The organism is Martelella alba, from assembly GCF_005217455.1.
Classification (GTDB): Bacteria; Pseudomonadota; Gammaproteobacteria; order Enterobacterales; family Enterobacteriaceae; genus Acerihabitans.
In genome coordinates this window covers 365648-392149 of sequence record NZ_SZPQ01000001.1, presented here as the reverse complement: position 1 = coordinate 392149, position 26502 = coordinate 365648, and the positions used below count along the sequence as shown (strand labels likewise).

The following is a 26502-nucleotide window of genomic DNA, read 5'->3' as shown; positions in this document are numbered from 1 at the left end:
ATCCACTCCCTACTTGGCGAAGCCGTCCGTCTCTTTGACAAACAACGCCATCGACTCAAGATGTCCGCTATGGGGAAACATGTCCAGCATAGCCAGGCGCGCCAGGCGATACCCCGACGCCAATAACGCCGTACAGTCCCGTGCCAGCGTAGCGGGGTTACAGGAGACATAAACAATCCGTTGAGCGGACCAGGCGGCGATCAACGGCATCACCCCCGGCGCGCCGGCGCGAGCCGGATCCACTATGATTTTATCAAATTTTCCCGCGGCCCAGGGTTGTTTCGCCACATCCGCTTCCAGATTCTCGTGGAAAAATGCGACATTGGTCAGCAGATTTTGCTGAGCATTATACTGCCCGTTCGCCACCAGCGCAGCAACCCCTTCGACGCCGATGACCTGTCCGCCGCGCCGCGCCAGCGGCAAGGTGAAATTGCCCATGCCGCAAAACAGATCCAGCCGCCGTTCGTCGGGCCGCGGGTCCAGCCAGTCCAGCGCCAGCGCGACCATCTGTCGGTTGACGTCGTCATTGACCTGGATGAAATCGCGGGGGCTGAACCTCAGGCGCAGACCCTCAATATGATAGACCGGCGGTTCCCCGCGCAGACATTCCAGCGCATCGCCGCCGGGCGCCAGCCAGAACATGATGTTTTCCCGTTCGGCGAACTCCGCCAGCCTACGCCGGTCTTCGGCGCCGAGGGGATCGAGATGGCGCAACACCGCCAGCGGACCGTTATCCGCCAGTACCAGCTCCGCGTGGCCCAGGCGGCTCACCGCCCGCAATTCGGCCAGACACCGGCGCAATGGCGCAAGCAAACGCTCCAGTTCCGGCCGCAGGATGGGGCAGGCCCGGATGGGCACCACCTCGTCGGACTTCTCCTGCCGGTAGCCCATCTCCAGTTGCCGCGATTTATGCCGATAGACCAGCGAAAGGCGGGCCCGACGCCGGTAGCCGTAAGCCGGCCCGCCGATACGCACGGATACCGGGGTCGCGACGCCGGTTTCACGCGCCAGCAACCGTTCCAACGCCGCCGCCTTGCTACGCTGTTGCAGGTCCGAAGAAGCATGTTGTTGCCGGCAGCCGCCGCACACGCCGAAATGGGGACAACGGGGCGCCACCCGGTCCGGGCTGTCGCTCAATCGTGTAACCACGCTGGCGCGACCGTATTGTCGCCGGTCCTCGGTGACGCGCACCTCGGCCTGCTCGCCGGGCAACAAGTTGCCGATAAACAAGGTCTTGCCCTGATGCTTCGCCACGCCTTGACCAAAAACATCCAGGTCGTGGCAGACGACGGTGAGCGTCTGCCGGGTCGCCACGCGACGGTTTGCGGAGTAGAATTGCGCCATAGTAGCCGGTTATGGATATTGATTCGCCTACAGTCATTCTCCCATATTGGAACGTTATGACCAAATACAGCTTGCGCGCCAGGATGATGATCCTGATTCTGGCGCCAACATTATTGATAGGTTTGCTGCTCAGCGCCTTTTTTGTTATCCACCGGTACAATGAACTGCAAAACCAGTTGGTTTCAGCCGGGGCCAGCATCATCGAACCGCTGGCGGTGTCCAGCGTCAACGGCATGACATCCCGCAACCGGGAGACAGTGGGCCGCCTGGTTAACCTGCTGCACCGTCATCACTCCGATATCGTCCGGTCCATCAGCGTGTACGACGCCGCCAATACCCTGTTTGTCACCTCCAACTACCGCGACAATCTCAGCCGGATGCAATTGCCGCCGGGCGCGCCGTTGCCCCGCAGTCTGACTTTGGCGCGAAGCGCCGGGATGCTGGTGATGCGCGCGCCGATCATCGCCGAGGATAAATTGCCCGACATGCCGCATCAAGCCGAGGGACCGGCCGTCCCGCTGGGCTATATCGCCATCGACCTGGATCTGGACGCCGTCCGCCTTCAGCAATATAAGGAGGCGTTCGTTTCCACCCTGCTGCTGTTGCTCTGCCTGTGCATCGCCATGCTGTTCGCCTACCGGCTGATGCGCGATGTTACCGGGCCTATCCGCAACATGGTCAGTACCGTCGATAAAATCCGCCGAGGTCAATTGGACAGCCGGGTGGAAGGCCACATGCTGGGGGAACTGGATATGCTGAAAAACGGCATCAATGCCATGGCCGTGTCGCTGGCGGCCTACCATGAGGAAATGCAGCAAAATATCGACCAGGCCACCTCCGATCTGCGCGAAACGCTGGAACAGATGGAAATCCAGAACATCGAACTGGATTTGGCAAAAAAGCGCGCCCAGGAAGCGGTACGCATCAAATCCGAATTTCTGGCCAACATGTCCCATGAGCTTCGCACGCCGTTAAACGGAGTAATCGGTTTCACCCGCCAAACCCTCAAGACGCCGCTGTCGCCCACTCAGCGGGATTATCTGCAAACCATCGAACGTTCCGGCAATAATCTGCTTGGCATAATCAATGACGTGTTGGATTTCTCCAAACTCGAAGCCGGTAAACTGATTCTCGAGGCGATCCCTTTCGCCCTGCGCGCCACGCTGGATGAAGTCGTGGTTCTGCTGGCGCAGACCGCGCATGAAAAAGGGTTGGAAATCACCATCAATGTTCAGCGCGACGTGCCGGATCAGGTGATAGGCGATCCTTTACGTCTACAGCAGGTGATGACCAATCTTTTGGGCAATGCCATCAAATTCACCGAACAGGGCAATATTGATCTGCGTATCGAAAAACAAGCCGCGGATGGCCGGCAGATGGATCTGGAAGTGCAGATTCACGATACCGGCATCGGTATTTCCGAACGGCAGCAATCGCAATTGTTTCAAGCTTTCCGCCAGGCGGACGCCAGTATCACCCGCCGCCACGGCGGCACCGGGTTGGGACTGGTGATAACCCAGAAGCTCATCAGGGAAATGGGCGGCGAGATCGGTTTTCGCAGTGAAGTCAATCGCGGCTCCTCGTTCTGGTTTCATATTCCCCTGCAGATAAAAGAGCCGGACCGGGCAGGCGAGCCCGATTTCTCCCATCTGCGCCATAAACGTCTGGCTTATGTGGAAAGCAATTCGGCCGCGGCGCAGGCCACGCTGGACATGTTGAGCGCCACGCCGCTGGAGGTCGATTTCAGCCCAAACCTGGAACAGCTGCCGGCGGAACGCTACGACATCCTGCTTATCGGTAAGCCGGTCACCCAACGCACATCGCTTATCGACGTGAAACGCGAATTGGCCGAAGCGGCGAAACGGGCCGGGTGCATCATTCTGGCGTTGCCGAGCCAATCCATGGTGGAGGCGGAACAAATCAAACGCATGGGCGCCTGCGCCTGTCTGGCCAAGCCCATCTCCGCCAACCGTTTCCTGCCGTTATTGCGCGAACATCCCCGGCCGGCCGCCGCGTCGGTCATTGTTCCGCCGGTTCGCGCGCGTCTGCCGCTGACCGTGATGGCGGTGGATGATAATCCGGCAAACCTCAAGCTCATCGGCGCCTTGCTGGAGGAGCAGGTGGTAAAAACGGTTTTATGCGGTAGCGCAGGGGAGGCGCTGGCTTATGCCGGCCAGCATCCGCTGGATTTGGTGTTAATGGATATTCAGATGCCGGAAATCGACGGCTTGCGCGCCGCAAAGTTGTTACGGCGTCTCCCCCTGCACGCCGGTACGCCCATTGTGGCGGTGACGGCGCATACCCTCGGCAATGAGCGGGAGGCACTGCTGCGGGCCGGCATGGACGATTATCTCGCCAAACCCATTGATGAAACCATTCTGGGACGTCTGCTGGCGCGCTTTACCAACGCCGACGATCAGCCCGAACCGGCCGCGGCGGCGCCGGAAGACGGACACCTCGCCCAGGATGCCACGCTGGACTGGCGGTTGGCCTTACGCCAATCCGCCAACAAAGCCGATTTGGCCAAAGATCTGCTCACCATGCTGGTGGCGTTCCTTGCCGAGGTGAAACAGCGGGTTGAAGGGATACTGGCGGGCAATGAAGACGGCGATATCGGCGCGTTGATCCATAAATTGCGCGGCAGTTGCAGTTACAGCGGCGTACCGCGCCTGGGACGGTTGTGCGCCGATATCGAACGCCAGTTGCGCGCCGGGGTCGGCGCGGCGGAGCTGGAGCCGGAATGGCTGGAAATGCTTGATGAGATCGAAAATGTCACCCTGGCTTCAGAACCCTTTATCAACGACTGAGCCACGGCCCGGCGGCGCGGCCGCGTTTCATCGTTCGCCGTCCGGCCGAAGCCGTTGCCGGCGGCGGGGCGCGTTGCTGACGCCGTTTTCAGGGAAGGTGTTGCGCCAGTTTAATCGTCGCGGCGATATTCCTGGCGGTTTTCCGGACGTTCTCCGCCGCATTGTCCAACGCTTGTTGCAAGGTGCAAATCTGGTAAAGCACACTGAAAACCGCATCCAGGCCGTGCTGATGCACGACATCCACATCGGCGGTCAGGCTGCCGGCTATGCCAATCACCGGTTTATTGTAACGTTTGGCCACCCGGGCCACACCGATAGGGACCTTGCCGTGAATGGTCTGGCTGTCGATGCGTCCCTCGCCGGTAATGACCAGATCCGCATCGCGCACCAAGGCGTCCAACCCCAGCGCCTCCGTGACGATTTCGATGCCCTTGCGCAGTTCCGCGCCGCAGAAGGCCTGCAATCCCGCTCCCATGCCGCCGGCGGCGCCGGCGCCGGGAATATCGGCGACGTCTTTATCCAAATCGTGCTTGATAACCTCGGCGTAATGCCGCAGCGCCGCGTCCAGTTGTTCTATCATGGCCGTCGTGGCGCCTTTCTGGGGACCGAATATCGCCGTGGCCCCGTCCCGGCCGGTGAGCGGGCTGGTAACATCGCAGGCCACCTCAAAACGGCAGGTGTGGATACGCGGATCCAGATTTTCGATATCAATGCGCGCCAGTTTTTCCAACTGGCCGCCGCCAAAGCCTATCTGTTCGTCGTCGGCGTCCAGTAAGCGGCCGCCCAGGGCCTGGACCATACCGGCGCCGCCGTCGTTGGTGGCGCTACCGCCGATGCCGATTATGCAGCGTTTGACCCCGTGATCCAGCGCGCAACGGATCAACTCCCCCGTGCCGTAAGACGTGGTCAGCAACGGGTTGCGATCGCCGACCGGCACCAGTTCCAGTCCGCTGGCGGCGGCCATCTCGATGTAAGCGCTTTCTTTATCGCCGGATAAACCGAAAAATCCCTCCACCGGTTCGCCCAGCGGCCCGGTGACCCGCATCTTGACGATTTCTCCGCCGGTGGCCGCCACCATTGCCTCCACGGTTCCTTCGCCGCCATCCGCAACCGGCAACTTCACGTAGCGGGCATCGGGGAAAACCTCGCGAAATCCCTTTTCAATCTGCGTTGCGACATCCAGCGCAGACAAGCTTTCTTTATAAGAATCCGGTGCGATTACTATTTTCATAGACTACCTATGCCTGTTGAGCCGGAGCCGGCAAAATTCTCATGCGCCGCCGGGAAGGACGCCGGTTGGCGCCCGACCATTCGGCTAGCGTTTGACTTCAACCTTGGCTAATTTTTCATAGTAGCGGGCAAGCGCGCTATGATCCGCCGTACCGAGTTCATCTTGTTTCAATGCCTGCATCATTTCCATTACCGCCGCGGTTAACGGCAATTGGGCGCCGACGCCATGGGAGGTATCAAGGGCGTTGGCCAGATCCTTAATGTGCAGGTCGATGCGGAAACCGGGCTTGAAATTCCGATCCAACACCATTGGCGCTTTGGCATCCAGCACGGTGCTGCCGGCCAGGCCGCCGCGGATGGCCTGAAAAACCAGCTCCGGTTCAACGCCGGCCTTGGTGGCCAGCACCAGGGCTTCCGACATGGCGGCGATGTTCACCGCGACGATGACCTGATTGGCCAGTTTGGTGACGTTACCCGCGCCGATATCACCAGTATGAACGACTGAACCGGCCATGGCTTTCAAAATGTCGAAATGGCGCTCAAAAATCGCCTTATCACCGCCTACCATTACCGACAGCGTACCGTCGATCGCCTTGGGTTCGCCGCCGCTCACCGGCGCATCCAGCATGGCCACGTTCTTTTTGGCCAGTTCGGCGGCGATTTCGCGGCTGGCCAACGGCGCGATGGAACTCATGTCGATCACCACCGCGCCGGCCCGGGCGCCCTCGATGATGCCGTTTTCTCCCAGCGCCACCTCTTTGACATGGGGGGAGTTAGGCAACATGGTAATCACAATGTCGCACAGTTCGGCGACGGCTTTTGGCGTGGCGGCTTGCTCGGCGCCCGCAGCGACGACTTCCGCCACCGCATCCTGGTTACGATCCAGCACCACCAGCGCATAACCCGCTTTCAGCAGGTTTTTGCTCATGGGTTTGCCCATTATGCCCAAGCCGATAAATCCGATTTTCATTCCTGTGACCTCTTGCATCAGTAAAAAAGACGGACGCGGCTATCGCGCCCCGACGGTTATTGCTTGAATTTGTCGCAGAGGGCCTGGGTGCCGGCGCGGAAAACGCCGAGATCGCTGCCGACCGCCACAAACCGCGCTCCCCACTCCAGATAGCGACGGGCATCGGCTTCCGCCGGCGCCAGGATGCCGCTCGCTTTGCCATGGGCGGCGGCGCGTTCAAAGATCTGCCGAATGACGCGCTGGACCTCCGGATGATTGGGCTGGCCGATATAGCCGAGCGCCGCCGATAAATCCCCAGGTCCGACGAAAATACCATCCACGCCCTCGACGGCGGCGATATCATCCAGGTTGTCGACCCCCTCCTGGCTTTCGATTTGCACCAAAACCGTGATGTTGTCGTTGATTTGGGCGAAATAGTCCGGCACGGTGCCATAGTTGTTATTGCGGTGGGCAACCGACACGCCGCGAATGCCCGCCGGCGGGTAACGGGTGGAGGACACCGCCCGTAAAGCCTGTTCCCCGGTTTCCACGAAGGGAATGAGGAAATTGTAGAAACCGATATCCAGTAATCGTTTGATAATCACCGGTTCATTGGTGGGCGGACGGACCACCGGCGCGCTGTGTCCCCCTTTGAGCGCCATCAGTTGCGGAATAAAGGTCGTCACGTCATTGGGGGCATGTTCGCCGTCCAATACCAGCCAGTCAAAGCCCGCCAGTCCCAGAACCTCGGTTGTGATGGGATTCGCCAGCGCGCACCAGCAACCGATCAGGGTATCGCCCTGCAACAAACGCTGGCGAAAACGGTTTGGCAGTAATGGATTATTCATAATCAACCTCTTGCAAAGAAACAGAACAGGCACGCGCATTAACGCGCGGCCCTCCTCGTCATCAAGACTTTATCAATTCCAGCCGCTTGATTTCGCCGACCACCACCAGGTAGCACAACATGGCCGCCAAGGCCGAGCAACCCACGAAGATCAACGCCATATTGAACGAATGCAGGCTTTTGACCAGATAGCCGATCACCAGCGGCGTGACAATGGAGGCCACATTGCCGAAAACATTGAAAACCCCGCCGCACAGGCCGACGATTTCCTTCGGCGCGGTATCGGAGATAACCGGCCACCCCAGCGCGCCGAAGCCCTTGCCGAAGAATGCCAGGGCCATCAGCGCCACCACGACCGCAGTGTTATTGGTGTAATTACACAAAATGACGCTGGTGGCCAGCAGCATTCCCGCGACGATCGGGATTTTGCGTGCCGCGGTCAGGCTGAATCCGCGTTTAAGCAGGTAGTCGGAGCTCACGCCGCCCAGTACCCCGCCGGCAAACCCGCACAAGGCAGGAATGGATGCCACCAGACCGACTTTCAGAATCGACATGCCCCGTTCCTGCACCAGATAGATCGGGAACCAGGTCAGGAAAAACCAGGTGATACTGTTGATAAAATATTGGCCGAAAAACACCCCGAGCATCATGCGGTTGGTGAGCATCTGGCGGATATACGCCCATTTCGGCCCGTCCTGCCGTTTGGCCCCCGCCGAGTCCATATCCACCACCGCCCCGCCGGCGGCGATGTGTTCCAGCTCGTTGCGCGATACGCGGGGGTGCTGATGGGGATTATGCAGGTATTTTATCCAGAGCAGCGTCAAGACAAAGCCGACAATCCCCATGACGGTGAAGACATGTTCCCAGCCGAAGGCGTAAGTGAGCCAACCCAGCAAAGGGGAAAAAATGGCCAGCGAAAAATACTGCGCGGAATTGAAAATCGCCGATGCGGTGCCACGCTCCCGCGTGGGGAACCAGGCGGCGACGATTCGGGCGTTGGCCGGGAAAGACGGCGCTTCGGAAAAGCCCAGCATAAACCGCAGCACAAACAGGGTCATTGCGCCATACGCTAAGGGGAACCAGCCGACAAATCCTTGCAGGAAGGTAAACAGCGACCAGAAAAACAGACTATAGGTGTAAACGCGCTTGGAGCCGAAACGATCGAGCAGCCAACCGCCCGGGATTTGCATGACCAGATAAGCCCAGCCGAAAGCCGAGAAGATTTCGCCCATCTGTACGGCATCCAGATGAAGATCCTTGGCGACATTACTGCCGGCGATAGACATCGTGGCACGGTCGGCATAATTTACCGCAGTGACCAGGAATATGATCAGTAATATGAAGTAACGTACATGCGTAGTCGTTTTATTTTGAGTCAGAGGAGTTGTGCTCATAAATTATGCTCTATCAAAGGGGCGGTTAAAAATAAACTGCGCTATTTTTCGTTATCCTTATTGAAGGGAATGCTTAATTTTTGCCAAAGCGGCCCTCTATTTAGCTATGACATTCACTGTCCGGAATGAATGAAATTCGTCAATTGTCCCAAACACCATCAGTATAAAAACTGCCAATGGAAATAACATTATGCATCCGCCCAATTATCAACGGTACGAAAGGATTATTTTCAGGCATAGCGACGATGTAACCCGCCCTTTATCACGTTACTGACGGAGCCGATAGCAGACGTAAAGCCAATGGCGATCACGCGGGGTATGGCATTCGCACTAAAATTTCTTTTGAGGACTGGGAAAAACGGGGCGTTTGCGTAATGCCGCCCATCAGCGATTACGTTTATACTGGATCCGTCGGCTTGGCCCGCCATGCCGATACCGGCGTCATACCCATACGACGCGACGGCCGGGAGCCCGGTATCGCCAAGGCAACCGCGGCATAATATATGCAGGGTAATCTCCCTGACGTCTTTGCGGAGACATTCATGTCATCAATTATCACCCACAATGCGGATAACGCACTGTATATAAAAGTTCACGATAGCGATAATGTCGCCATCATTGTGAATGATAACGGCCTGCCGGCCGGTACCCGTTTTCCTGACGGTCTGGAACTTGTCGAGCATATTCCCCAGGGGCATAAAGTCGCTTTGCGGGATATCGCCAAAGGCGGCGATATTATCCGCTATGGCGAAATCATCGGTTACGCGGTCCGCGATATCCGGCGGGGCAGTTGGATCGATGAATCCCTGGTTGTGCTGCCAGAGGCGCCGCCGCTGGAGACGCTGCCGCTGGCCACCAAGGTTCCCGCGCCCCTGCCGCCCCTGGAGGGTTATACCTTCGAGGGTTACCGTAATCCGGATGGCAGCGTCGGCACCAAAAACCTGCTGGGCATCACCACCAGCGTTCATTGCGTGGCTGGCGTGGTGGAGTTTGCCGTTAAACTTATCGAGCGGGATTTGCTGCCCAAGTACCCCAATGTCGATGGCGTGGTCGGCCTGAACCATCTTTACGGCTGCGGTGTGGCCATCAATGCCCCCGCCGCCATCGTGCCTATCCGCACCATACATAATATCGCGCTAAATCCGAATTTCGGCGGTGAAGTGATGGTGATTGGCCTGGGCTGCGAGAAACTGCAACCGGAACGACTATTGGAGAACGCCGGCGATACCACCCCCATTTCTCTGGAGGGCACGAGTATCGTGCGCCTGCAAGACGAGAAACATGTGGGGTTCAAGTCCATGATCGACGACATTCTCGCGGTGGCCGATGGGCATTTGCAGCGTCTGAATGCCCGCCGGCGGGAAACCTGTCCGGCGTCGGATCTGGTGGTGGGTCTGCAATGCGGCGGCAGCGACGCGTTTTCCGGCGTCACGGCCAACCCGGCGGTGGGATATGCCGCCGACCTGCTGGTGCGTTGCGGCGCCACGGTGATGTTCTCCGAAGTCACCGAAGTGCGGGACGCCATCCATCTGCTGACGCCCCGGGCCGCCGATGAACAGGTGGGCCGCCGATTACTGGAGGAAATGGCCTGGTATGACAACTATCTGAGCAACGGGCAAACCGATCGCAGCGCCAACCCCTCCCCCGGCAATAAAAAAGGCGGTTTGGCCAATGTCGTGGAAAAGGCTTTGGGCTCCATCGCCAAATCCGGAACCAGCGCCATCGTCGAAGTGTTATCGCCGGGGCAGCGCCCCACCAAACGCGGTTTGATTTATGCCGCCACGCCGGCCAGCGATTTCGTCTGCGGCACGCAGCAACTGGCCTCCGGCATTACCCTTCAGGTCTTTACCACCGGCCGCGGCACACCCTATGGCCTGGCGGCGATACCGGTTATCAAAATGGCGACCCGTACCGCCCTGGCGGACCGCTGGTTCGACCTGATGGATATCAACGCCGGCACCATCGCCACAGGCGAGGCGACCATTGAGGACGTCGGCTGGCAGTTGTTCCATTTTATTCTGGATATCGCCAGCAATCGCAAAAAGACCTGGTCCGATCAATGGGGAATTCACAATGCCCTGTCGGTCTTCAACCCGGCGCCGGTAACCTGATCGGCCGCCCTGGACCGGCGATGCCGGTCCGCTATTGACCCTATCGCCCTGATTCCGGCAAACGTCTTTCATGTTGTTTGTTGAATGTAAGGGATAAACCCGACGTGGGCCGGAAAATCCCGGCCCACGTCGGGTTTATCATGGGTCATCAGCGCGCCAGCGACGGCCGCTTGTTGTCAAACCGCCAGCCCGGTATCAGGTATTGCATGGCTTGGGCGTCATCCCGCGCACCCAGTCCGTGTTGCCGGTAAAGCGCGTTGCCCTGCATGACCCGTTCCATATCCAGCTCGATGCCCAGTCCGGGGCCTTGGGGTACCTTGACCTTACCCCCGACGATGCGCAGGGGTTCTTTGGTTAACCGTTCCTCGCCTTCCTGCCAGATCCAGTGGGTGTCGATAGCCGTGATCCGTCCCGGCGCCGCGGCGGCCACATGGGTAAACATCGCCAGTGATATATCGAAATGGTTATTGGAATGCGACCCCCAGGTCAGCCCCCACTCATGACACAGCTGGGCGACGCGCACCGAGCCCTGCATGGTCCAGAAATGCGGGTCCGCCAGCGGAATATCCACCGATTGCAAGGCAATGGCATGATGCATCTGCCGCCAGTCGGTGGCTATCATGTTGGTTGCCGTCGGCAGGCCGGTGGCCCGCCGGAATTCCGCCATAACCTCGCGGCCGGAGTAGCCTTGTTCGGCGCCGCAAGGATCCTCGGCGTAAGCCAGCACGCCGCCTAGCTGTTTCCCCAGCCCGATCGCCTCATCCAGCGACCAGGCGCCATTCGGGTCAAGAGTGATGCGCGCGTCGGGAAACCGGCGGGCCAGCGCGGTGACCGCTTCGGCTTCCTGTTCGCCGGGAAAGACGCCGCCCTTGAGTTTGAAATCGTTAAAGCCGTATTTGTCTTGAGCGGCCTCAGCCAGACGCACGATGGCGGCCGGATCCAGCGCCGCTTCATGGCGCAGGCGGTACCAGTCGCACGGGGCGTCGGGCTGGCTGCGGTAGGCCAGATCCGTGCGCTGACGTTCGCCGACGTAGAACAGATACCCCAGCATATCGACCTCTTGCCGTTGCTGCCCCTCGCCCAATAGGGCCGCCACCGGCACCTCGAGGAATTGCCCCAGCAAATCCAGCATCGCCGCTTCGATGCCGGTTACCACATGGATGGTGGTACGCAGGTCGAAAGTTTGCAGGCCGCGGCCGGCGTCATCGCGCCCGGCAAAACGTTCCCGCACGGTACGCATGACATTGCGGTATTCGCCCAAGGGCTGCCCTGTCACCAGCGCCGCCGCGTCTTCCAGGGTCTGGCGTATTTTTTCGCCGCCGGGCACCTCGCCGACGCCGGTATGGCCGGCGTTATCGGTCAGGATCACAATATTGCGGGTAAAAAACGGACCGTGCGCGCCGCTGAGATTTAATAACATACTGTCATGACCGGCGACGGGGATGACTTTCATGCCATTGATTATGGGAGTCATAACTTTTCCTTTCCTGACGATGCATTGCGTAACATGACATTTCTCGTGAGATTCTACGAGAATGACTATAGCGCGCGTTGTGGCGCTGAACACTGTGCAACTGCCCAAGCCTGAGGACTTTCTCTCGGCGACAATCCCTTAACGCCGCCATTTTGCCTTGTGAAATGAGATAAAGTGACTGCAATCACACCATGCTGTTCCGACGCCAAAAAACTCCCCGTCTTGCCTGCCATGCATTCAGTCAAAAGCACAATGTGCCGATAACCCATGCAACATATACTTTGCCACACGTATTCGCGGTTTCGCCGCAATGGGTTTGGCCGTCATCCTGGGGATGAGGGGCAATCCGCTTTGCCCGTGAGGCGCGAACATAATAAAAATCACCTATACCCGTCAAGGGGAGAGGAATCATGGCTGAAAATACGCTTACCGTTGCCGCCCGGAAAACCCACTCCAGGTTCTGGATTCTGGCAATTTTATTTATTATCAGTACCGTCAATTATGCGGACCGTTCGACCTTATCCATCGCCGGTCCCCATGTCGCCGCCGATCTGGGATTGAATCCGTTGGAAATGGGCTATGTCTTTTCCGCGTTCGGCTGGGCTTATACCTTGGCGCAATTGCCGGGCGGTTGGCTTTTGGATCGCTTCGGTTCTAAAATCATTTATGGTAGCGCTGTCATTATTTGGTCAATCTTTACTTTCACGCAGGGATTTGTACATTTTTTCGCCTCCGCCGCGTTGATGCTGTTTATTCTACGCTTTATGGTGGGTTTTTCGGAAGCGCCAGTCATGCCGGCCAACAGCCGCATCGTATCCGCCTGGTTTCCCATCAGGGAGCGCGGTACGGCCTCGGCGATTTTCAACATTTCGCAATATGCCGCCCTGGTGATTTTTAATCCCTTGTTGGGTTGGATCACGCAGGAAATCAGTTGGGAGTACGTCTTTATCGTAATGGGCATCGTGGGGGGCATACTTGGCGCGGTATGGTTCAAAACCATGTACAGCCCGCTTGACCACCCGCGCGTAAGCAAGGCGGAGGTGGATTACATCCGCAAGGGCGGCGGCCTGGTGGATATGGATAACCAGCCGGCCCGGCAGAAAAGCCACACCGGTTCGCAGATGAGCTACGTCAAGCAACTGTTTTCTAGTCGGATGATGCTCGGCATTTATCTGGCCAATTACTGCGTTAACGCCATTACCTGGTTTTTCCTGTCCTGGTTCCCGATTTACCTGGTCAAGGGCCGTGGGATGTCCATCCTGCAAGCCGGTTTCGTGGCGGCGTTGCCGGCGATTTGCGGTTGTATCGGCGGGATTCTGGGGGGAATATTTTCCGATTACCTGCTCAACAAAGGCTATTCCCTGTCGGTGGCCCGCAAGACGCCCATCATCTTGGGTATGCTGATGTGCACCAGTATGGTTATCTGTAACTACACCACCTCCGATGTGGTCGTCGTGGCCGCCATGTCCCTCGCCTTCTTCGGCAAAGGTATCGGCGCGCTGGGCTGGACAGTGAACGCCGACACGGCGCCGAAAGCCATCGTCGGCCTGAGCGGCGGCGTATTGAATCTGGTGACGCAAATCGGCGCCATCGTTACGCCTATCGTTATCGGTTATATCCTGAATAAAACCGGTTCGTTCAACGGCGCCCTGATTTATGTGGCGGCCAACGGTCTGGTTGTCATACTCAGTTATCTGTTTATCGTCGGAAAAATTCAGCGCCTGGAACTCAAGCAGCTGTCGGCATAAGCGGTTTTGCCATGACCGCCGCAAGGCGGCCTGAAATATGAGGAAGTAACCATGGATAAGAGTGATTTTTCCGGTGCGCCAAAAATCATCGATATGAAAGTGGTGCCGGTAGCCGGCCAGGACAGCATGTTGATGAACATCGGCGGCGCCCACGGTCCGTTTTTTACCCGCAATATCGTGATCCTGACCGATAACGCCGGCCATACCGGCGTCGGCGAAGCGCCGGGCGGCGACGTTATCCTCAATACCCTACTGGATGCCAGACAACGGGTCGTCAACCAGCCGCTCGCCACTTTGAATCGGATGGTATATGACGTACATACTGGCCATATGGGACAGGATTTCGAGTCTTTCGGCCAAGGCGCCTGGACGTTTGAGTTGCGGGTCAACGCGGTCGCCGCGCTGGAAGCGGCGCTGTTGGATTTGATGGGCCAGCACCTCGGCGTGCCGGTGGCGGAATTATTGGGGCCGGGCAAACAGCGCGATAGCGTGCCGGTATTGGGCTACCTGTTTTTCGTCGGCGATAGCGCCCGTACCGATCTGTCCTATGAAACCGCCCCGGCGCAGGCGGCCCATGACTGGTACCGGGTGCGCCGGGAAACCGCGCTGACGCCGGAGGCGGTGGTGCGTCAGGCGGAAGCGGCGCAGGATCGCTACGGATTCAAGGACTTCAAGCTTAAAGGCGGGGTTTTGGCCGGGGAACAGGAAATCGCCACCGTGAGCGCTTTGGCCAAACGCTTCCCCGACGCCAGGATCACTATCGACCCGAATGGCGCCTGGTCGCTTCGCGAGGCTATCGCGCTGTGCAAAGATATGCGGGGCGTATTGGCCTATGCCGAAGACCCTTGCGGCGCCGAACAGGGGTTCTCCGGCCGCGAGGTTATGGCGGAATTCAAGCGCGCCACCGGCCTGCCGGTCGCCACCAATATGATAGCCACCAACTGGCGTGAGTTGAGCCACGCGGTTCAACTGAACTCGATCGACATCCCCTTGGCCGATCCGCATTTCTGGACGTTGCAGGGCGCCATCCGCGTTGCCCAGCTATGCGACGAGTGGGGGCTGACCTGGGGCTGCCATTCCAATAATCATTTTGACATATCACTGGCGATGTTTACCCAGGTGGGCGCCGCCGCGCCGGGCAAACCCACCGCCCTTGACACGCACTGGATCTGGCAGGAAGGCCAGCGGTTGACTCGGGAACCGTTGCAGATCATCGACGGCGCCATCACGATTAGCGACAAGCCGGGACTGGGCGTGGACATCGACATGGCGCAGATCGAAAAACACCATGCGTTGTACAAGCGCATGCCTTCGGGCGCCCGCAACGACGCGACGGCCATGCAGTACCTTATCCCCGGCTGGACCTTTGATAGAAAACGTCCGGCGCTGGTGCGTTAAATAAAACGGGGCGCAACGCGCCCCGATATTCGCCCCGCCAACCCGCTCAAACCTCGTCATCCAGTTGCAGCGCCACATACAACAACAGGCGGTCATCAAAATTGGCCAGGTCCAGCCCGGTCATCTCCGATATGCGGTTAAGCCGATATTCCAGAGTGTTGCGGTGAATAAACAGCGCCTTGGCGGTGGGCGTCGGCTGGACATTGTGCCGAAACCAGGCGATGAGCGTGCGGCGCAGCAGGCCGTTATTGTCCATGGCCTTGAGCTTTGTCAGCGGACGCACCAGTTCGCCGGCCTGCCAGCCGCCGCGCAAGCTATCGAGCAGCACCGGCAGCATCAGATCAGGGTAGAAATAGCGGCGCTGATCAGGCAAACGCTGCTTGCCCACCGCCATGGTGGTACGGGCGGTGCGCCAGGAGCGGGCAATGCCGCCCGGCCCCGGAAAATAATTGCCCAGCGCGATACGCACCCGCAACTGGCTGCTTTCGGTCATGCGGGAAAACAGCGTATCAACCCGGCGTCGGTGCTCATCCGCGTCGAAACGTCCGTGGCTGTTAAGCGCCGGTTTTAACACCACCATCTCAGTCAGTGAAACGATGGCGATGAGATTGTCCCGTTCCGGCGTGGTCAGTAGCGTCTGCAATTGCTGTAATTCGGCCATGGCGCTATCCACGCCGAACTGGCCGCTGTCCACCTCGACCACCGCCGCCACCCGCGGCTGATTAATGTCGATGCCCAGCCGCTGCGCCCATTCTATCAAGGCCGGCGTCACGTCCTCGGCCCGGATGAGGTTCAATACCAATTCTTCGCGCAACCGGCTGTCCTGGGCCAGCATATGCAGCAGACGGGCCTGTTCCAGCATCATTTCCGCCGTCATGCACACCAGTTCGCCATATTGACGCAACTGGCCGGGATTTCCGGTCAGACCGATGACCCCGACAATGGTGCCATCGATTTTCAGCGGCAGGTTGATGCCGGGTCGAACGCCATGGAGATGGCGGGCCACCCCTTCGTCAATATCCACCACCCGCGCCTGTGACAAGGCCAACAGCGCGCCTTCGTGCAATTCGCCGATACGCTCCTGATCGCCGCTGCCGATAATGCGTCCCCGAGCGTCCATGACATTGATATTGCTGTCGATAATCTGCATCGTCCTTGCCACGATGTCTTGGGCTAATCTCGCATCGAGATGATATGTCGCCATCCTGTCCTTCGCCTCTTTACACACTTTGCACTAGCATAAACCGAGTAAAGGCGCCATTCATTGTGCAAAGGCACAAAGCAAGGATTAACCCGTTTGATTTGTGGGTGAAATCACATTCTTAGTGAAAAAAAACAGCGCCCGAAGGCGCTGCCGCAGAGAGGAGATGGCAAGACGGCGTCATTGCGCCAGCAGATAAAGCGTGGTATCGCCGCGCTGGACGTTCAGCGCGAGGACCGACGGCTTGGTATCCAGAATCTTGCGCAGTTCGCCCATATTTTGCACCGGTTGCTGGTTGATCCCCAGGATGATATCGCCCTTCTTCAGGCCGATACGCGCCGCGGTACTGCCGGGCTTGACGTTATCCACTTTAACGCCTTTCGTGTCGCCTATCTGGGTGTTGCTCAATTCCGCCCCTTCAATGCCGGGGAAGATATTGGAGGAATCCAGTTGCGACTGGGTGCTTTGTTCAAGCTGCACCGTCACCGTCAGCGGTTTGCCGTCGCGCAGCAGGCCGAGCGAAACCTTGGTCCCCACCGGCATGGAGCCGATGTCGGCCCGGAACGAGGCGAAACTTCTGATTTGTTTGCCATTTAACGTGACGATCACGTCACCGGCCTTCACGCCGGCTTTAGCGGCCGCCGATTTGGGCAGTACCTGACTGACGAAGGCGCCGCGCTGGGCGTTGACATTCATGGCCTTAGCCAGCTCAGAGCTCAACTCGGTACCCATGATGCCGATTTCGCCCCGTCGCACCTGACCATATTCTATCATCTGCGCGGTCAGATTTTTGACCATGTTGCTGGGGATGGCGAAGCCGATGCCTATATTACCGCCATCCGGCGCCAGTATCGCGGTGTTGATGCCGATAAGCTCGCCATTGAGGTTAACCAGCGCCCCGCCGGAGTTACCCCGGTTGATGGCCGCGTCGGTCTGGATAAAGTTTTCGTAGTTTTCGATATTCAGGCCGCTACGTCCCAGGGCCGAGACAATGCCCGACGTGGCGGTTTCGCCCAGGCCGTAGGGGTTACCGATGGCCACGGTGTAGTCGCCGACCCGCAGTTGATCGGAGTCGGCCATTTTGATGGCGGTCAGATTTTTGAAGTCCTTCAATTGTATGAGCGCCAGATCCGAGCGGGGATCCTTGCCAATGATTTTGGCGTCGTATTTACGGCCGTCATACAGTTGGACTTGGATTTTGTTGGCATCTTTTACCACATGATTATTGGTGACGACATAGCCTTTTTCCGCGTTAATGATGACCCCGGCGCCCAACGCCATGAATTTCTCCCGTGGCGCGGGGTTATTTTCGTCGTTGCCGCCTTGCTGGCACATTGGCGAATCCTGGAAGGGCGAGCCATCTTGGCAAAACGGCGAATTTTGACCGAAGAACTGCTGGAATTGATCGGGCAATCTGGCCGATTTCACCGCCGTGCTGCCCTCAACGCTAATGCTGACGACCGAAGGCATGACTTTTGCCAGCATGGGCGCCAAGCTGGGAAGCTGTTGGCTGGTCGAAGCGGTTTCCGCCGCGAAAACGGAAACCGGACTTAGCGCCATCCCCAAACTCAGGGCCAGTGCACTCAGGGTTAAAGTGATTTTTTTCATCTATCGTGTCTCGACTATGAATGCTATTACCAGATAATGATGCGGACCTACAGCAGGAGGTCACTTTGTCAGAGTTATGGAATAACACGAAGTTCCTCATTGCAAAAGCGGCAATAGTAAGCAATTATTGGCCGTCTTTACAAAACTCGGCATTATTTCCGCGATCATTCCGCCGCCATTAATCGACGATATTCATCCCAGGCATAAAGATCCGTCATTCCGCTTATATAGTCCTGAATTAATCGCGCCCGATAATAAAACTCCATCATCGACTGTTGGCCGTCCGGATAACGGTACAATGTCCCGACCGCCTCGCCGTAGGCCAGACGGTGCTTGGTGGACAGCTTGTGGAACAACCGGGTGGCCATGGGATAGTCCCGGTGGTAATCCTTGTCGACCAGCTCGCTGAAAGCCTGTCGCGACATGTCCAGCAGCGGACTGTATATCTCCAGCAAACCGCTTATTACCCGATAACCCTGAAGTTCCAGTTGCTCCACTTCGGGATGATTGAACACATGTTTGAAAGCCGTGGCCTTGAATATTTTAAGTAGCCGATAGGCAGGCCCGGAATCCTCCAGCAATGCTTGATTAAAAGATCCGTTATATATTGCCGGCAAATTGTTCAAAAAACGTCTGGCCGCATGGGGTACCAGACTGGATACGGTGTTTACCCGCAAGTACATAAAAAACTGATCGCTGCCGCGCGATCCGGGATAGCGCTTGATCCGGTTAAAAGCCTGGCCGATAACTTTTTCAAAAATATCGCCGGGCGCCACTTCGCCCCACTCGTTAAGTAAGTGATGATATAATGTCTCCACGGTAAATATCTTTTTTTCCACCGCATCCTCAAGATCAGCGATGCAATAGGAAATATCATCGGCTGCTTCCATAATATACGTCAGGGGAAACCGATGGCAGTCCCCCAGCGACAATTGCTCGCGCAATGCGGCGATATAACGCTCCTCGGCCAGGTAATAACCCGGTTTTTTCATCAGATAGCTGAATTCCGCCGGTACCGGCCCCTGCCAATAAGCCGGACGGGTGTATTTCATAATACAGCCGACCTGGGCGTAGGTCAGATTGAGTTTCAACAAGCTATGCACCAAACGGATGGCCTGGGCATTACCCTCGAAATGGCACAAGTCCGCCCGGATGCGGGCGCGCAGAACATTGTTCTCGGTTTCGCCGGCGCGCAACCGCAGGATGCCTACCTGGCAGGCGTCATTGCTGCGGGCGTCGCTGTCCGGGCCGGTCGGATCCAGGCGCCGCGAAAACCAGTCATTGATTGCGGATTCACCGAAATGGCCGAACGGCGGATTGCCGATGTCGTGCATCAAACAGGCCATTTCAACGATACTTTCGCTGGGGGCCTCGAACCTCGCCAGCCCCAGCGCTCCCAGACGGCCGCCGCTTTTCAATTGATGAAAGATTTCTTTGACGATATGCCGGCCGACTTGCTGCACCTCCAGAGAGTGGGTCAATCGGGAACGGACCGCCGCATTGCGTTCCAGGGGAAAAACCTGGGTTTTCTGCTGTAGGCGCCGAATCGCGGCGGAATTGATGATACGCCCGCGATCGCTTTCGAATTGGCGGATTATCGCATATTCGTCCTCGGCGACGACGGGCTGCCCGAAAGGACGCTGAAAACTGAATTTCTTGCTGAAATCAATGGCGGACATCAGGTTCCTCCCGAACTGAGCCAGACTTAACGTCATACCCACAACTGGCGATAAATGCAACCACGGCGGCAATTATTTCCGACGCCGGGACATGATAGAATGTCGCGATTCGGCAAAGACGTTCTCTTCGTCATTTTGTGAAGACCACTGCGTTATCATTTTAAGGACCCTGACATGAAAGTAGGCATTATCGGCGCGATGGAACAGGAAGTCGTGCTGCTGCGCGACCAGTTGACGGACCGCACCGTCTGGGAGAAAGCCGGCTGCGAGTTTTATAGCGGTCGGTTGCACGGCATCGACGTGGTATTGCTGAAATCCGGCATCGGCAAAGTTTCCGCCGCGCTGGGCACCACGCTGCTGCTGGATCACTACCAGCCCGATTTTGTCATCAATACCGGTTCGGCGGGCGGCCTGGCGCCCTCGCTGCAAGTGGGGGATATCGTGCTCTCCACCGAGGCCCGCTACCATGATGTGGATATCACCCCCTTCGGTTACGAACCCGGTCAGATGGCGATGTGTCCGGCCGCCTTTCCGGCCGCGCCGTATCTGATATCCCTGGCGGAGCAATGCATTGCCCGGCTGGGTATGCGCTCGGTGCGCGGCCTGGTGGTCAGCGGCGATGCGTTCATCAACGGCGCGGAGCCGCTTAGCCGTATCCGCGCCCTGTTCCCCCAGGCCGTCGCGGTGGAAATGGAGGCGGCCGCCATCGCCCATGTCTGTCACCAATTCGCCACGCCCTTTGTGGTGGTTCGCGCCATCTCGGATGTGGCCGACCAGACGTCGCACCTTAGCTTCGACGAGTTTCTGGCGGTGGCGGCCAAGCAATCCACCCACCTGGTGGAAACCATGGTGGGCGCGTTGGCCGCCAAAGCCTGATGAGCGGAAGGCGGTTGCATCGCCTATTCCTGTTGGCGTGTCTGTTGGCCGCGTCGTTCGCCGTTCCCGCGGCGCAACGGGTGGTAAGCCTGGCGCCCCATCTCACCGAACTGGCTTATGCGGCCGGCATGGGCGATACGCTGGTGGCGGCCAGCGCCTGGTCCGATTATCCGCCGGCCGCCCGTAAACTGGAGCGGGTGGCCTCCTGGCAAGGCATCAATGTCGAACGCATACTGGCATTGAAACCGGACCTGATCCTGGCTTGGCGGGGCGGCAATCCGCAACGGCAGCTTGACCAATTGGCGTCCTTCGGCATTCCGGTGCGGTATATCGATCCGGTGAGCATCGAGGGTCTGGCCCGCGCGCTGGACAGCCTGGCGGCGGACAGTCCGCATCCGGAGCAGGCCCGCCGGGCGGCGCAGGCAATACGGCGACAGGCGGCGGAATTGAAAAAACGCTACGCCGCCAATGCGCCGACGCGGGTTTTTATTCAGTTCGGCACCCAGCCGCTGTTCACCGCCGGGCGGCAGACACTGCAAAATGAAGTGCTGGAATTGTGCAATGCGCACAATATCTTCGCCGACAGCCCTGTGCCCTGGCCGCAGGTCAGCCGCGAACAGGTGATTATTCGTAAACCGCAGTTTATCGTGACGGTGGGCGACGACAACCGTATTCCCCAGGTGCGGGCGTTCTGGGGACCGCAGCTGTCCGTGCCGGTCATCGCTTTGAATGATGACTGGTTCAGCCGCGCCGGCCCGCGTATTTTGCTGGCGGCGGATAAGCTCTGCCGGGCGCTGGCCGCGCCAAGGCGCCATTGATGTTGTCGGTTCTCGATATTTTGGGCACAGCGGTATTTGCGATCTCCGGCGTGCTGTTGGCGGGTAAATTACGAATGGATCCGTTCGGCGTCCTGGTGCTCGGGGTCGTCACCGCCATTGGCGGCGGGACTATCAGGGATATGGCGCTAAATCATGGCCCGGTGTTCTGGGTGAGCGATCCCACCGACCTGACGGTGGCCATGGTGACCTGCTTTATCACCATCATGGTGGTCAGACAGCCTCGGCGGCTGCCGAAATGGCTCCTGCCGGTGCTGGACGCCATCGGTCTGGCGGTATTTGTCGGCATCGGCGTCAACAAGGCATTCGCCAGCGGCACCGGCCCGCTGGTGGCGGTCTGCATGGGCGTCATTACCGGGGTGGGTGGCGGCATACTGCGGGATGTGCTGGCGAGAGAGATTCCCATGATTCTGCGCACTGAAATCTACGCCACCGCCTGCATCGCCGGCGGTATCGTTCACACCACCGCGTTTTATGTGTTTCACGCGGACGCGCAGCATTCCTCGCTATTGGGCATGGCGGTCACACTGGTCATCCGTCTGGCGGCCATACGCTGGCATTTGAAGCTGCCAACCTTTGAGCTTGACGATTGACGGCCGATTCCGGTAACGGAATGCCTGGCCTGTACGGCGGGCCAAAGGCCGCGGCGGGGAAAACGCGGGCGGGCATCGCAATGCCTTGCCCCCGTCCCGCGGGGGCGCAATGTCGGGGAAATCAGATGCTGAACGACGAGCCGCAACCGCACGTCGACTTGGCGTTGGGGTTGTTGACCACGAAACGCGAACCTTCCAGCCCCTCGGTATAGTCCACCGAGCCGCCGACCAGGTATTGCAGGCTCATGGGGTCCACCACCAGCGCAACACCTTGTTTCTCAATCGTTAAATCATCTTCGCTGATTTTATCGTCAAAGGTGAATCCGTATTGGAAACCGCTGCAACCGCCGCCGGTGATATACACCCGCAGTTTCAGGTTCGGATTCTCTTCGTCCGCGATCAGGTTTTTGACTTTTTTAGCCGCCGAATCGGTAAATTCCAGCGGCAGCACGGTACTTTCACTCATCGATACACTCCCGACCAAGGCTTGCAGGCTGAAGGCATAACAGCCTGAATCCGGCAATTATCCGTCAGTCGGCTTTTACGTTCAAGTATTGTCCATTGAGGAAATTTTGTTTGCCGCGGCGTGCGATTCCTCCTGCGCCGGCGGGCTTTGACGGGCCAGCGTCCGGGCCAGAATGGAGGAGTACAACGGTTTGCCGCCCAGGAATTGCGCCACCAGCGTCGCCCCCAGGCACGTGATGATCATGGGCAGGATCAATTGGTAATTGTCGGTCATCTCCAGCACCAACACTATCCCGGTCAAGGGCGCCCGCACCGAGGCGGCGAACAGCGCGCCCATGCCGGCGATGGCGAACGTCCCCGGCTGCAAGGCGTATGCCGGAAATAAACTGCCGCCGATGGTACCGTAAGCCGTGCCCAACACAGTGCCCAGCGCCAGCATCGGCGCAAAGATGCCGCCAGGGGCGCCGGAGCAGAAACACAACAGCGTGGTCGCCATTCTGGCCAAAAAGATAAACAACAAGGCGCCGGCGGTAAAGTGGCCCGCCGCGGCCTCAGGTATCAGATTGAAACCGCCGCCGGCCGCTTCCGGCCGTATCAGCCCCAGGACGCCGCATATCCCCCCCACCAGCGCGCCGATAAGCAACCACCGCTCGTTACGGCCCTGATGCAATCGCTGAAACATATCCTGGGTCAGGAAAATCAGCTTGTTGAACGCCACGCCCACCAGCCCGAACAACAGACCGAGCAGCAAATAAAGCCATAAGGTGTCCACCGGGGCGTAAGACAGTTTACCGACTTCAATCACCGCCCGTTCGCCATTGAAAATGCGAAAAACGGTACAGGACATAATGACGCCGATAAACACCGCTTTGATGGAAATCAGGTTATAGCGAAACTGCGGCCGCATCTCTTCGATGATGAACAGAATGCCCGCCAGCGGGGCGTTGAACGCGGCGGTCAGCCCTGCCGCCGCGCCGGTGGCCAGCAATGAGTGCCGGGCCTCGGCGCCGCGCAGCCGGAAAATGTCCAGCACCATCCGTCCGAGATTGCCGCCCAGTTGCACCGTCGGTCCTTCCCGACCCAGTACCATGCCGGCGCCAAGGGTACCCATGCCGCCGATGAATTTTACCGGGATCACCCGCCACCAGCGGACCGGACGCAGCTCTTCAAGAGCCCCTTCGATTTCCGGGATGCCCGAACCGCCCGCCTCGGGCGCAAACCGGCGCACCAGAAAATAGCCGAAAACCGCAAGCAGGGCCGAGGCGATAAATGACGCCGGCACCAAAATCAGCCAATGGTGGGGCAAATACGACAGCGCATCAAGCCGAACGGCTATCACCCAGTCCACCGTCTTTTCGAACGCGACCCCAACCGCGCCCACCACAGTGCCGACAATAGCCGCCATCACCAAGATCAACAAAGGTGTCTTGTCGCGGTACAACAATCGCCGGAACATACGCCCGCGCGCTTTGCGACCGGTAGGCACCGAAGTGCCGGAAGGAAAAACCTCAATCATAGGAATAGTAAACCCGACAATCGTTATACAAAAACCGCCAGCCGTGTATAGTACCCGGTTTCGGCGGCAATGTCCGGAAAAAACCGATGGCGCTCCCAGAAGGGGCGGCCGTTATCGGCATACCGGCGGGATTTCGCCGGCGGCCCGGAAAGGTTTCGGCCAAAAACGCGCGCCGAGGATGTTTTATTGCAGGCCGGTTTATTACACTTATTGAGATCACGTATTTTTCCATTAAGGAGCCGATAGATGAGCCATTCCGAAAATCTGTACGCACAGGCGCGGCAATTGATCCCGGGCGGCGTGAATTCCCCGGTGCGCGCCTTCAATGGCGTTGGCGGCACGCCGCTGTTTATTGAGCGGGCGGACGGCGCCTGGCTGTACGATGTCGATGGCAAGGCTTATATCGATTATGTCGGTTCCTGGGGACCGATGGTGCTGGGACATAATCATCCCGCCATTCGGGCCGCGGTGATCGAGGCGGCGGAACGCGGCCTGAGTTTTGGCGCGCCCACGGAAATCGAAGTGAAAATGGCCGCGCTGGTGACGGAACTCGTCCCCTCAATGGATATGGTGAGGATGGTCAATTCCGGTACTGAGGCCACCATGAGCGCCATCCGTCTGGCCCGCGGCTATACCGGCCGCGATAAGATCATCAAGTTCGAGGGATGTTATCACGGCCATGCCGACGGTTTGCTGGTCAAGGCCGGCTCCGGCGCGCTGACCCTCGGCCAGCCCAGTTCCCCCGGCGTACCGGCGGACTTCGCCAAACATACCCTGACCTGTGTCTATAACGATCTGGATTCCGTGCGCCAGGTTTTCGAGCTGTATCCGCGGGAAATCGCCTGCATTATCGTCGAGCCAGTGGCGGGCAATATGAATTGCGTGCCGCCGTTGCCGGAATTTTTGCCGGGACTGCGCGACCTGTGCGACCAATTCGGCGCGCTGCTGATTATTGATGAAGTCATGACCGGTTTCCGGGTGGCCCTGGCCGGCGCGCAGGATTTTTATGGCGTGTGGCCGGATCTGACCTGCCTGGGTAAAATCATCGGCGGCGGCATGCCGGTAGGCGCGTTCGGCGGTCGGCGCGAGGTGATGCAGGCCCTGGCGCCCACCGGGCCGGTCTACCAGGCCGGCACCCTATCGGGCAACCCCATCGCCATGGCCGCCGGATATGCTTGCCTTAACCAGATCAATCAACCCGGTGTTTACCAGACGCTGACCGATATCGCCGATCGTCTGGCCCGGGGTTTACTGGCGGCGGCGCAAAGCGCGAATATCCCGCTGGTGGTCAACCATGTCGGCGGCATGTTCGGCCTGTTTTTCACCGACGCCCCCACCGTCACCTGTTACCGGGATGTCATGGCCTGCGATATCGAACGCTTCAAGGCGTTCTTCCACCTGATGCTGGCGGAAGGCGTCTATCTGGCGCCGTCGGCGTTTGAATCCGGCTTTGTTTCGCTGGCCCATGACAACGAGATCATTGAACGCACCCTGGATGCCGCGCGACGCAGTTTCGCCCGGCTGTAAATCGGTCAGCGCTCCCCGGCGGCGACATCCGCCCCGGGGCCGCAAAGCGGCTCAATAAACGAACGTGACCGGCGCGCCGCCGCGGGGATGCGGCAAGATGCCCATGGGGATGCCGTAGATTGCTTCCAGCACATCGCCCCGCATCAACTCCCCGGGCGCGCCCCGGGCGATAATTTCGCCGCCGCGCAGCGCCGCGATGTCATCGCAGTACCGCGCCGCCATATTGATGTCATGCAACACGGCGATAACCGTCAGTCCACGCCGGCGGCTCAAATCCCTAATCAACGCCAGCACCTCCACCTGGTGGGCGATATCCAGGGCCGAGGTGGGTTCATCCAGCAGCAGGCAGCGGCTATCCTGCGCCATGGTCATAGCCAGCCAGGCCCGCTGACGCTCGCCGCCGGAAAGGCTATCCACCAGACGCGAGGCGAAAGGTTGCAGGCCGACCAGCTTGATGGCGTCCGCCACATGTTCGCGATCAGCGGCGGTAAAGCGGCCTAGCGCGCCATGCCAGGGATAGCGGCCCAACGCCACCAACTCCCGCACCGTCATCCCTTCCGCCGGCGGTAATTGCTGGGGCAGGTAAGCCACTTGACGGGCGAACGATTTACTGTCCCAGGCGTGAAGCGGTTTATCATTAAGAGTGACCTCGCCGTCGCTTGGCGGATGATGGCGGCCGAGGATTTTCAGTAACGTGGATTTTCCCGAACCGTTATGGCCTATCAGGCCGCAAACTTTGCCCTGAGGAAATGTCAAAGACAGCGGTCCCAGCAATTTTCTGCCGGGAACGGAAAAACTGACTTGCCGCAACGAGAAGGTGGCGTGCTCTTTTGTCTGGGAATCTTGCATAAGCTCACTGTGATTGCCGCGAGAAACTAAATGATAATTATTCAAAGAAG

General features: G+C 58.7%; 20 protein-coding genes. 8 read left to right on the top strand and 12 right to left on the bottom strand.

Going from position 1 to position 26502, the window contains the following annotated elements; genetic code table 11:
- Positions 1–9: 9 nt before the first annotated feature.
- On the bottom strand, positions 10–1344 hold the full coding sequence (gene rlmD / locus FCN80_RS01875) for a 23S rRNA (uracil(1939)-C(5))-methyltransferase RlmD (RefSeq protein ID WP_136988186.1): 1335 nt from the start codon (positions 1342–1344) through the stop codon (positions 10–12).
- Between the two features lie 56 nt (positions 1345–1400).
- Between rlmD and barA the strand changes: the two genes are divergently transcribed.
- A complete protein-coding gene (barA, locus tag FCN80_RS01870) occupies positions 1401–4151 on the top strand; it encodes a two-component sensor histidine kinase BarA (RefSeq protein ID WP_136988185.1) in 2751 nt (916 codons plus the stop codon).
- Positions 4152–4239: 88 nt separating this feature from the next.
- Here barA and FCN80_RS01865 read toward each other — a convergent pair whose 3' ends face one another.
- From FCN80_RS01865 to FCN80_RS01850, 4 genes are all read right to left on the bottom strand, one after another.
- Positions 4240–5382, bottom strand: a complete 1143-nt coding sequence (locus tag FCN80_RS01865) for a glycerate kinase (RefSeq protein WP_136988184.1) — start codon at positions 5380–5382, stop codon at positions 4240–4242.
- An 84-nt stretch (positions 5383–5466) separates the two neighbouring features.
- The gene (gene garR, locus FCN80_RS01860) at positions 5467–6369 is read right to left on the bottom strand and encodes a 2-hydroxy-3-oxopropionate reductase (RefSeq protein ID WP_136988183.1); all 903 of its coding nucleotides are present in this window, start codon (positions 6367–6369) and stop codon (positions 5467–5469) included.
- Positions 6370–6407: 38 nt separating this feature from the next.
- Entirely contained in the window at positions 6408–7178 is a 771-nt protein-coding gene (gene garL / locus FCN80_RS01855) for a 2-dehydro-3-deoxyglucarate aldolase (RefSeq protein WP_136988182.1), read from the bottom strand.
- Between the two features lie 61 nt (positions 7179–7239).
- Positions 7240–8571, bottom strand: coding sequence for an MFS transporter (locus FCN80_RS01850; protein WP_136988181.1), 1332 nt, complete (start codon positions 8569–8571; stop codon positions 7240–7242).
- Between the two features lie 542 nt (positions 8572–9113).
- Here FCN80_RS01850 and garD point away from each other — a divergent pair.
- On the top strand, positions 9114–10682 hold the full coding sequence (garD, locus tag FCN80_RS01845) for a galactarate dehydratase (RefSeq protein WP_136988180.1): 1569 nt from the start codon (positions 9114–9116) through the stop codon (positions 10680–10682).
- 148 nt (positions 10683–10830) lie between these two features.
- On the opposite strand, the gene gudD is transcribed toward garD, so the two are convergent.
- Positions 10831–12156 (bottom strand): glucarate dehydratase, encoded by a 1326-nt coding sequence (gudD, locus tag FCN80_RS01840; RefSeq protein WP_136988179.1) that lies wholly within the window; start codon positions 12154–12156, stop codon positions 10831–10833.
- Positions 12157–12566: 410 nt separating this feature from the next.
- On the opposite strand from gudD, the gene FCN80_RS01835 reads away from it, so the two are divergent.
- Positions 12567–13904 carry an MFS transporter gene (locus FCN80_RS01835; protein WP_136988178.1) on the top strand — a complete coding sequence of 446 codons (1338 nt, stop codon included), beginning with the start codon at positions 12567–12569 and terminating at the stop codon, positions 13902–13904.
- A gap of 51 nt (positions 13905–13955) precedes the next feature.
- On the top strand, positions 13956–15302 hold the full coding sequence (locus tag FCN80_RS01830; RefSeq protein WP_136988177.1) for an enolase C-terminal domain-like protein: 1347 nt from the start codon (positions 13956–13958) through the stop codon (positions 15300–15302).
- A gap of 46 nt (positions 15303–15348) precedes the next feature.
- On the opposite strand, the gene FCN80_RS01825 is transcribed toward FCN80_RS01830, so the two are convergent.
- From FCN80_RS01825 to dgt, 3 genes are all read right to left on the bottom strand, one after another.
- Positions 15349–16506 (bottom strand): CdaR family transcriptional regulator, encoded by a 1158-nt coding sequence (locus FCN80_RS01825; RefSeq protein WP_136988176.1) that lies wholly within the window; start codon positions 16504–16506, stop codon positions 15349–15351.
- A gap of 177 nt (positions 16507–16683) precedes the next feature.
- Positions 16684–18111, bottom strand: a complete 1428-nt coding sequence (gene degP / locus FCN80_RS01820) for a serine endoprotease DegP (protein WP_136988175.1) — start codon at positions 18109–18111, stop codon at positions 16684–16686.
- 164 nt (positions 18112–18275) lie between these two features.
- Complete coding sequence (gene dgt / locus FCN80_RS01815) at positions 18276–19790, bottom strand: dGTPase (RefSeq protein ID WP_136988174.1); 1515 nt, start codon at positions 19788–19790, stop codon at positions 18276–18278.
- 174 nt (positions 19791–19964) lie between these two features.
- Between dgt and mtnN the strand changes: the two genes are divergently transcribed.
- Genes mtnN through FCN80_RS01800 form a run of 3 tightly spaced genes read left to right on the top strand, consistent with a single transcriptional unit; the run spans position 19965 to position 22095 of the window.
- The gene (gene mtnN, locus FCN80_RS01810; protein ID WP_136988173.1) at positions 19965–20666 is read left to right on the top strand and encodes a 5'-methylthioadenosine/S-adenosylhomocysteine nucleosidase; all 702 of its coding nucleotides are present in this window, start codon (positions 19965–19967) and stop codon (positions 20664–20666) included.
- 14 nt (positions 20667–20680) lie between these two features.
- Positions 20681–21484 carry a vitamin B12 ABC transporter substrate-binding protein BtuF gene (gene btuF / locus FCN80_RS01805; RefSeq protein WP_230492427.1) on the top strand — a complete coding sequence of 268 codons (804 nt, stop codon included), beginning with the start codon at positions 20681–20683 and terminating at the stop codon, positions 21482–21484.
- Positions 21484–22095 carry a TRIC cation channel family protein gene (locus FCN80_RS01800; protein WP_230492426.1) on the top strand — a complete coding sequence of 204 codons (612 nt, stop codon included), beginning with the start codon at positions 21484–21486 and terminating at the stop codon, positions 22093–22095. The genes btuF and FCN80_RS01800 overlap by 1 nt, the downstream gene beginning before the upstream one ends.
- A gap of 121 nt (positions 22096–22216) precedes the next feature.
- Here the strand turns inward: FCN80_RS01800 and erpA are convergent, their stop codons facing one another.
- Together erpA and clcA are read right to left on the bottom strand one after the other, a co-directional pair.
- Complete coding sequence (erpA, locus tag FCN80_RS01795; protein ID WP_136988170.1) at positions 22217–22561, bottom strand: iron-sulfur cluster insertion protein ErpA; 345 nt, start codon at positions 22559–22561, stop codon at positions 22217–22219.
- Between the two features lie 81 nt (positions 22562–22642).
- Positions 22643–24076, bottom strand: a complete 1434-nt coding sequence (gene clcA / locus FCN80_RS01790; RefSeq protein ID WP_136988169.1) for a H(+)/Cl(-) exchange transporter ClcA — start codon at positions 24074–24076, stop codon at positions 22643–22645.
- A gap of 246 nt (positions 24077–24322) precedes the next feature.
- Between clcA and hemL the strand changes: the two genes are divergently transcribed.
- The gene (hemL, locus tag FCN80_RS01785) at positions 24323–25603 is read left to right on the top strand and encodes a glutamate-1-semialdehyde 2,1-aminomutase (RefSeq protein ID WP_136988168.1); all 1281 of its coding nucleotides are present in this window, start codon (positions 24323–24325) and stop codon (positions 25601–25603) included.
- A 51-nt stretch (positions 25604–25654) separates the two neighbouring features.
- On the opposite strand, the gene fhuC is transcribed toward hemL, so the two are convergent.
- On the bottom strand, positions 25655–26452 hold the full coding sequence (gene fhuC / locus FCN80_RS01780) for a Fe3+-hydroxamate ABC transporter ATP-binding protein FhuC (protein ID WP_136988167.1): 798 nt from the start codon (positions 26450–26452) through the stop codon (positions 25655–25657).
- Positions 26453–26502: the final 50 nt, after the last annotated feature.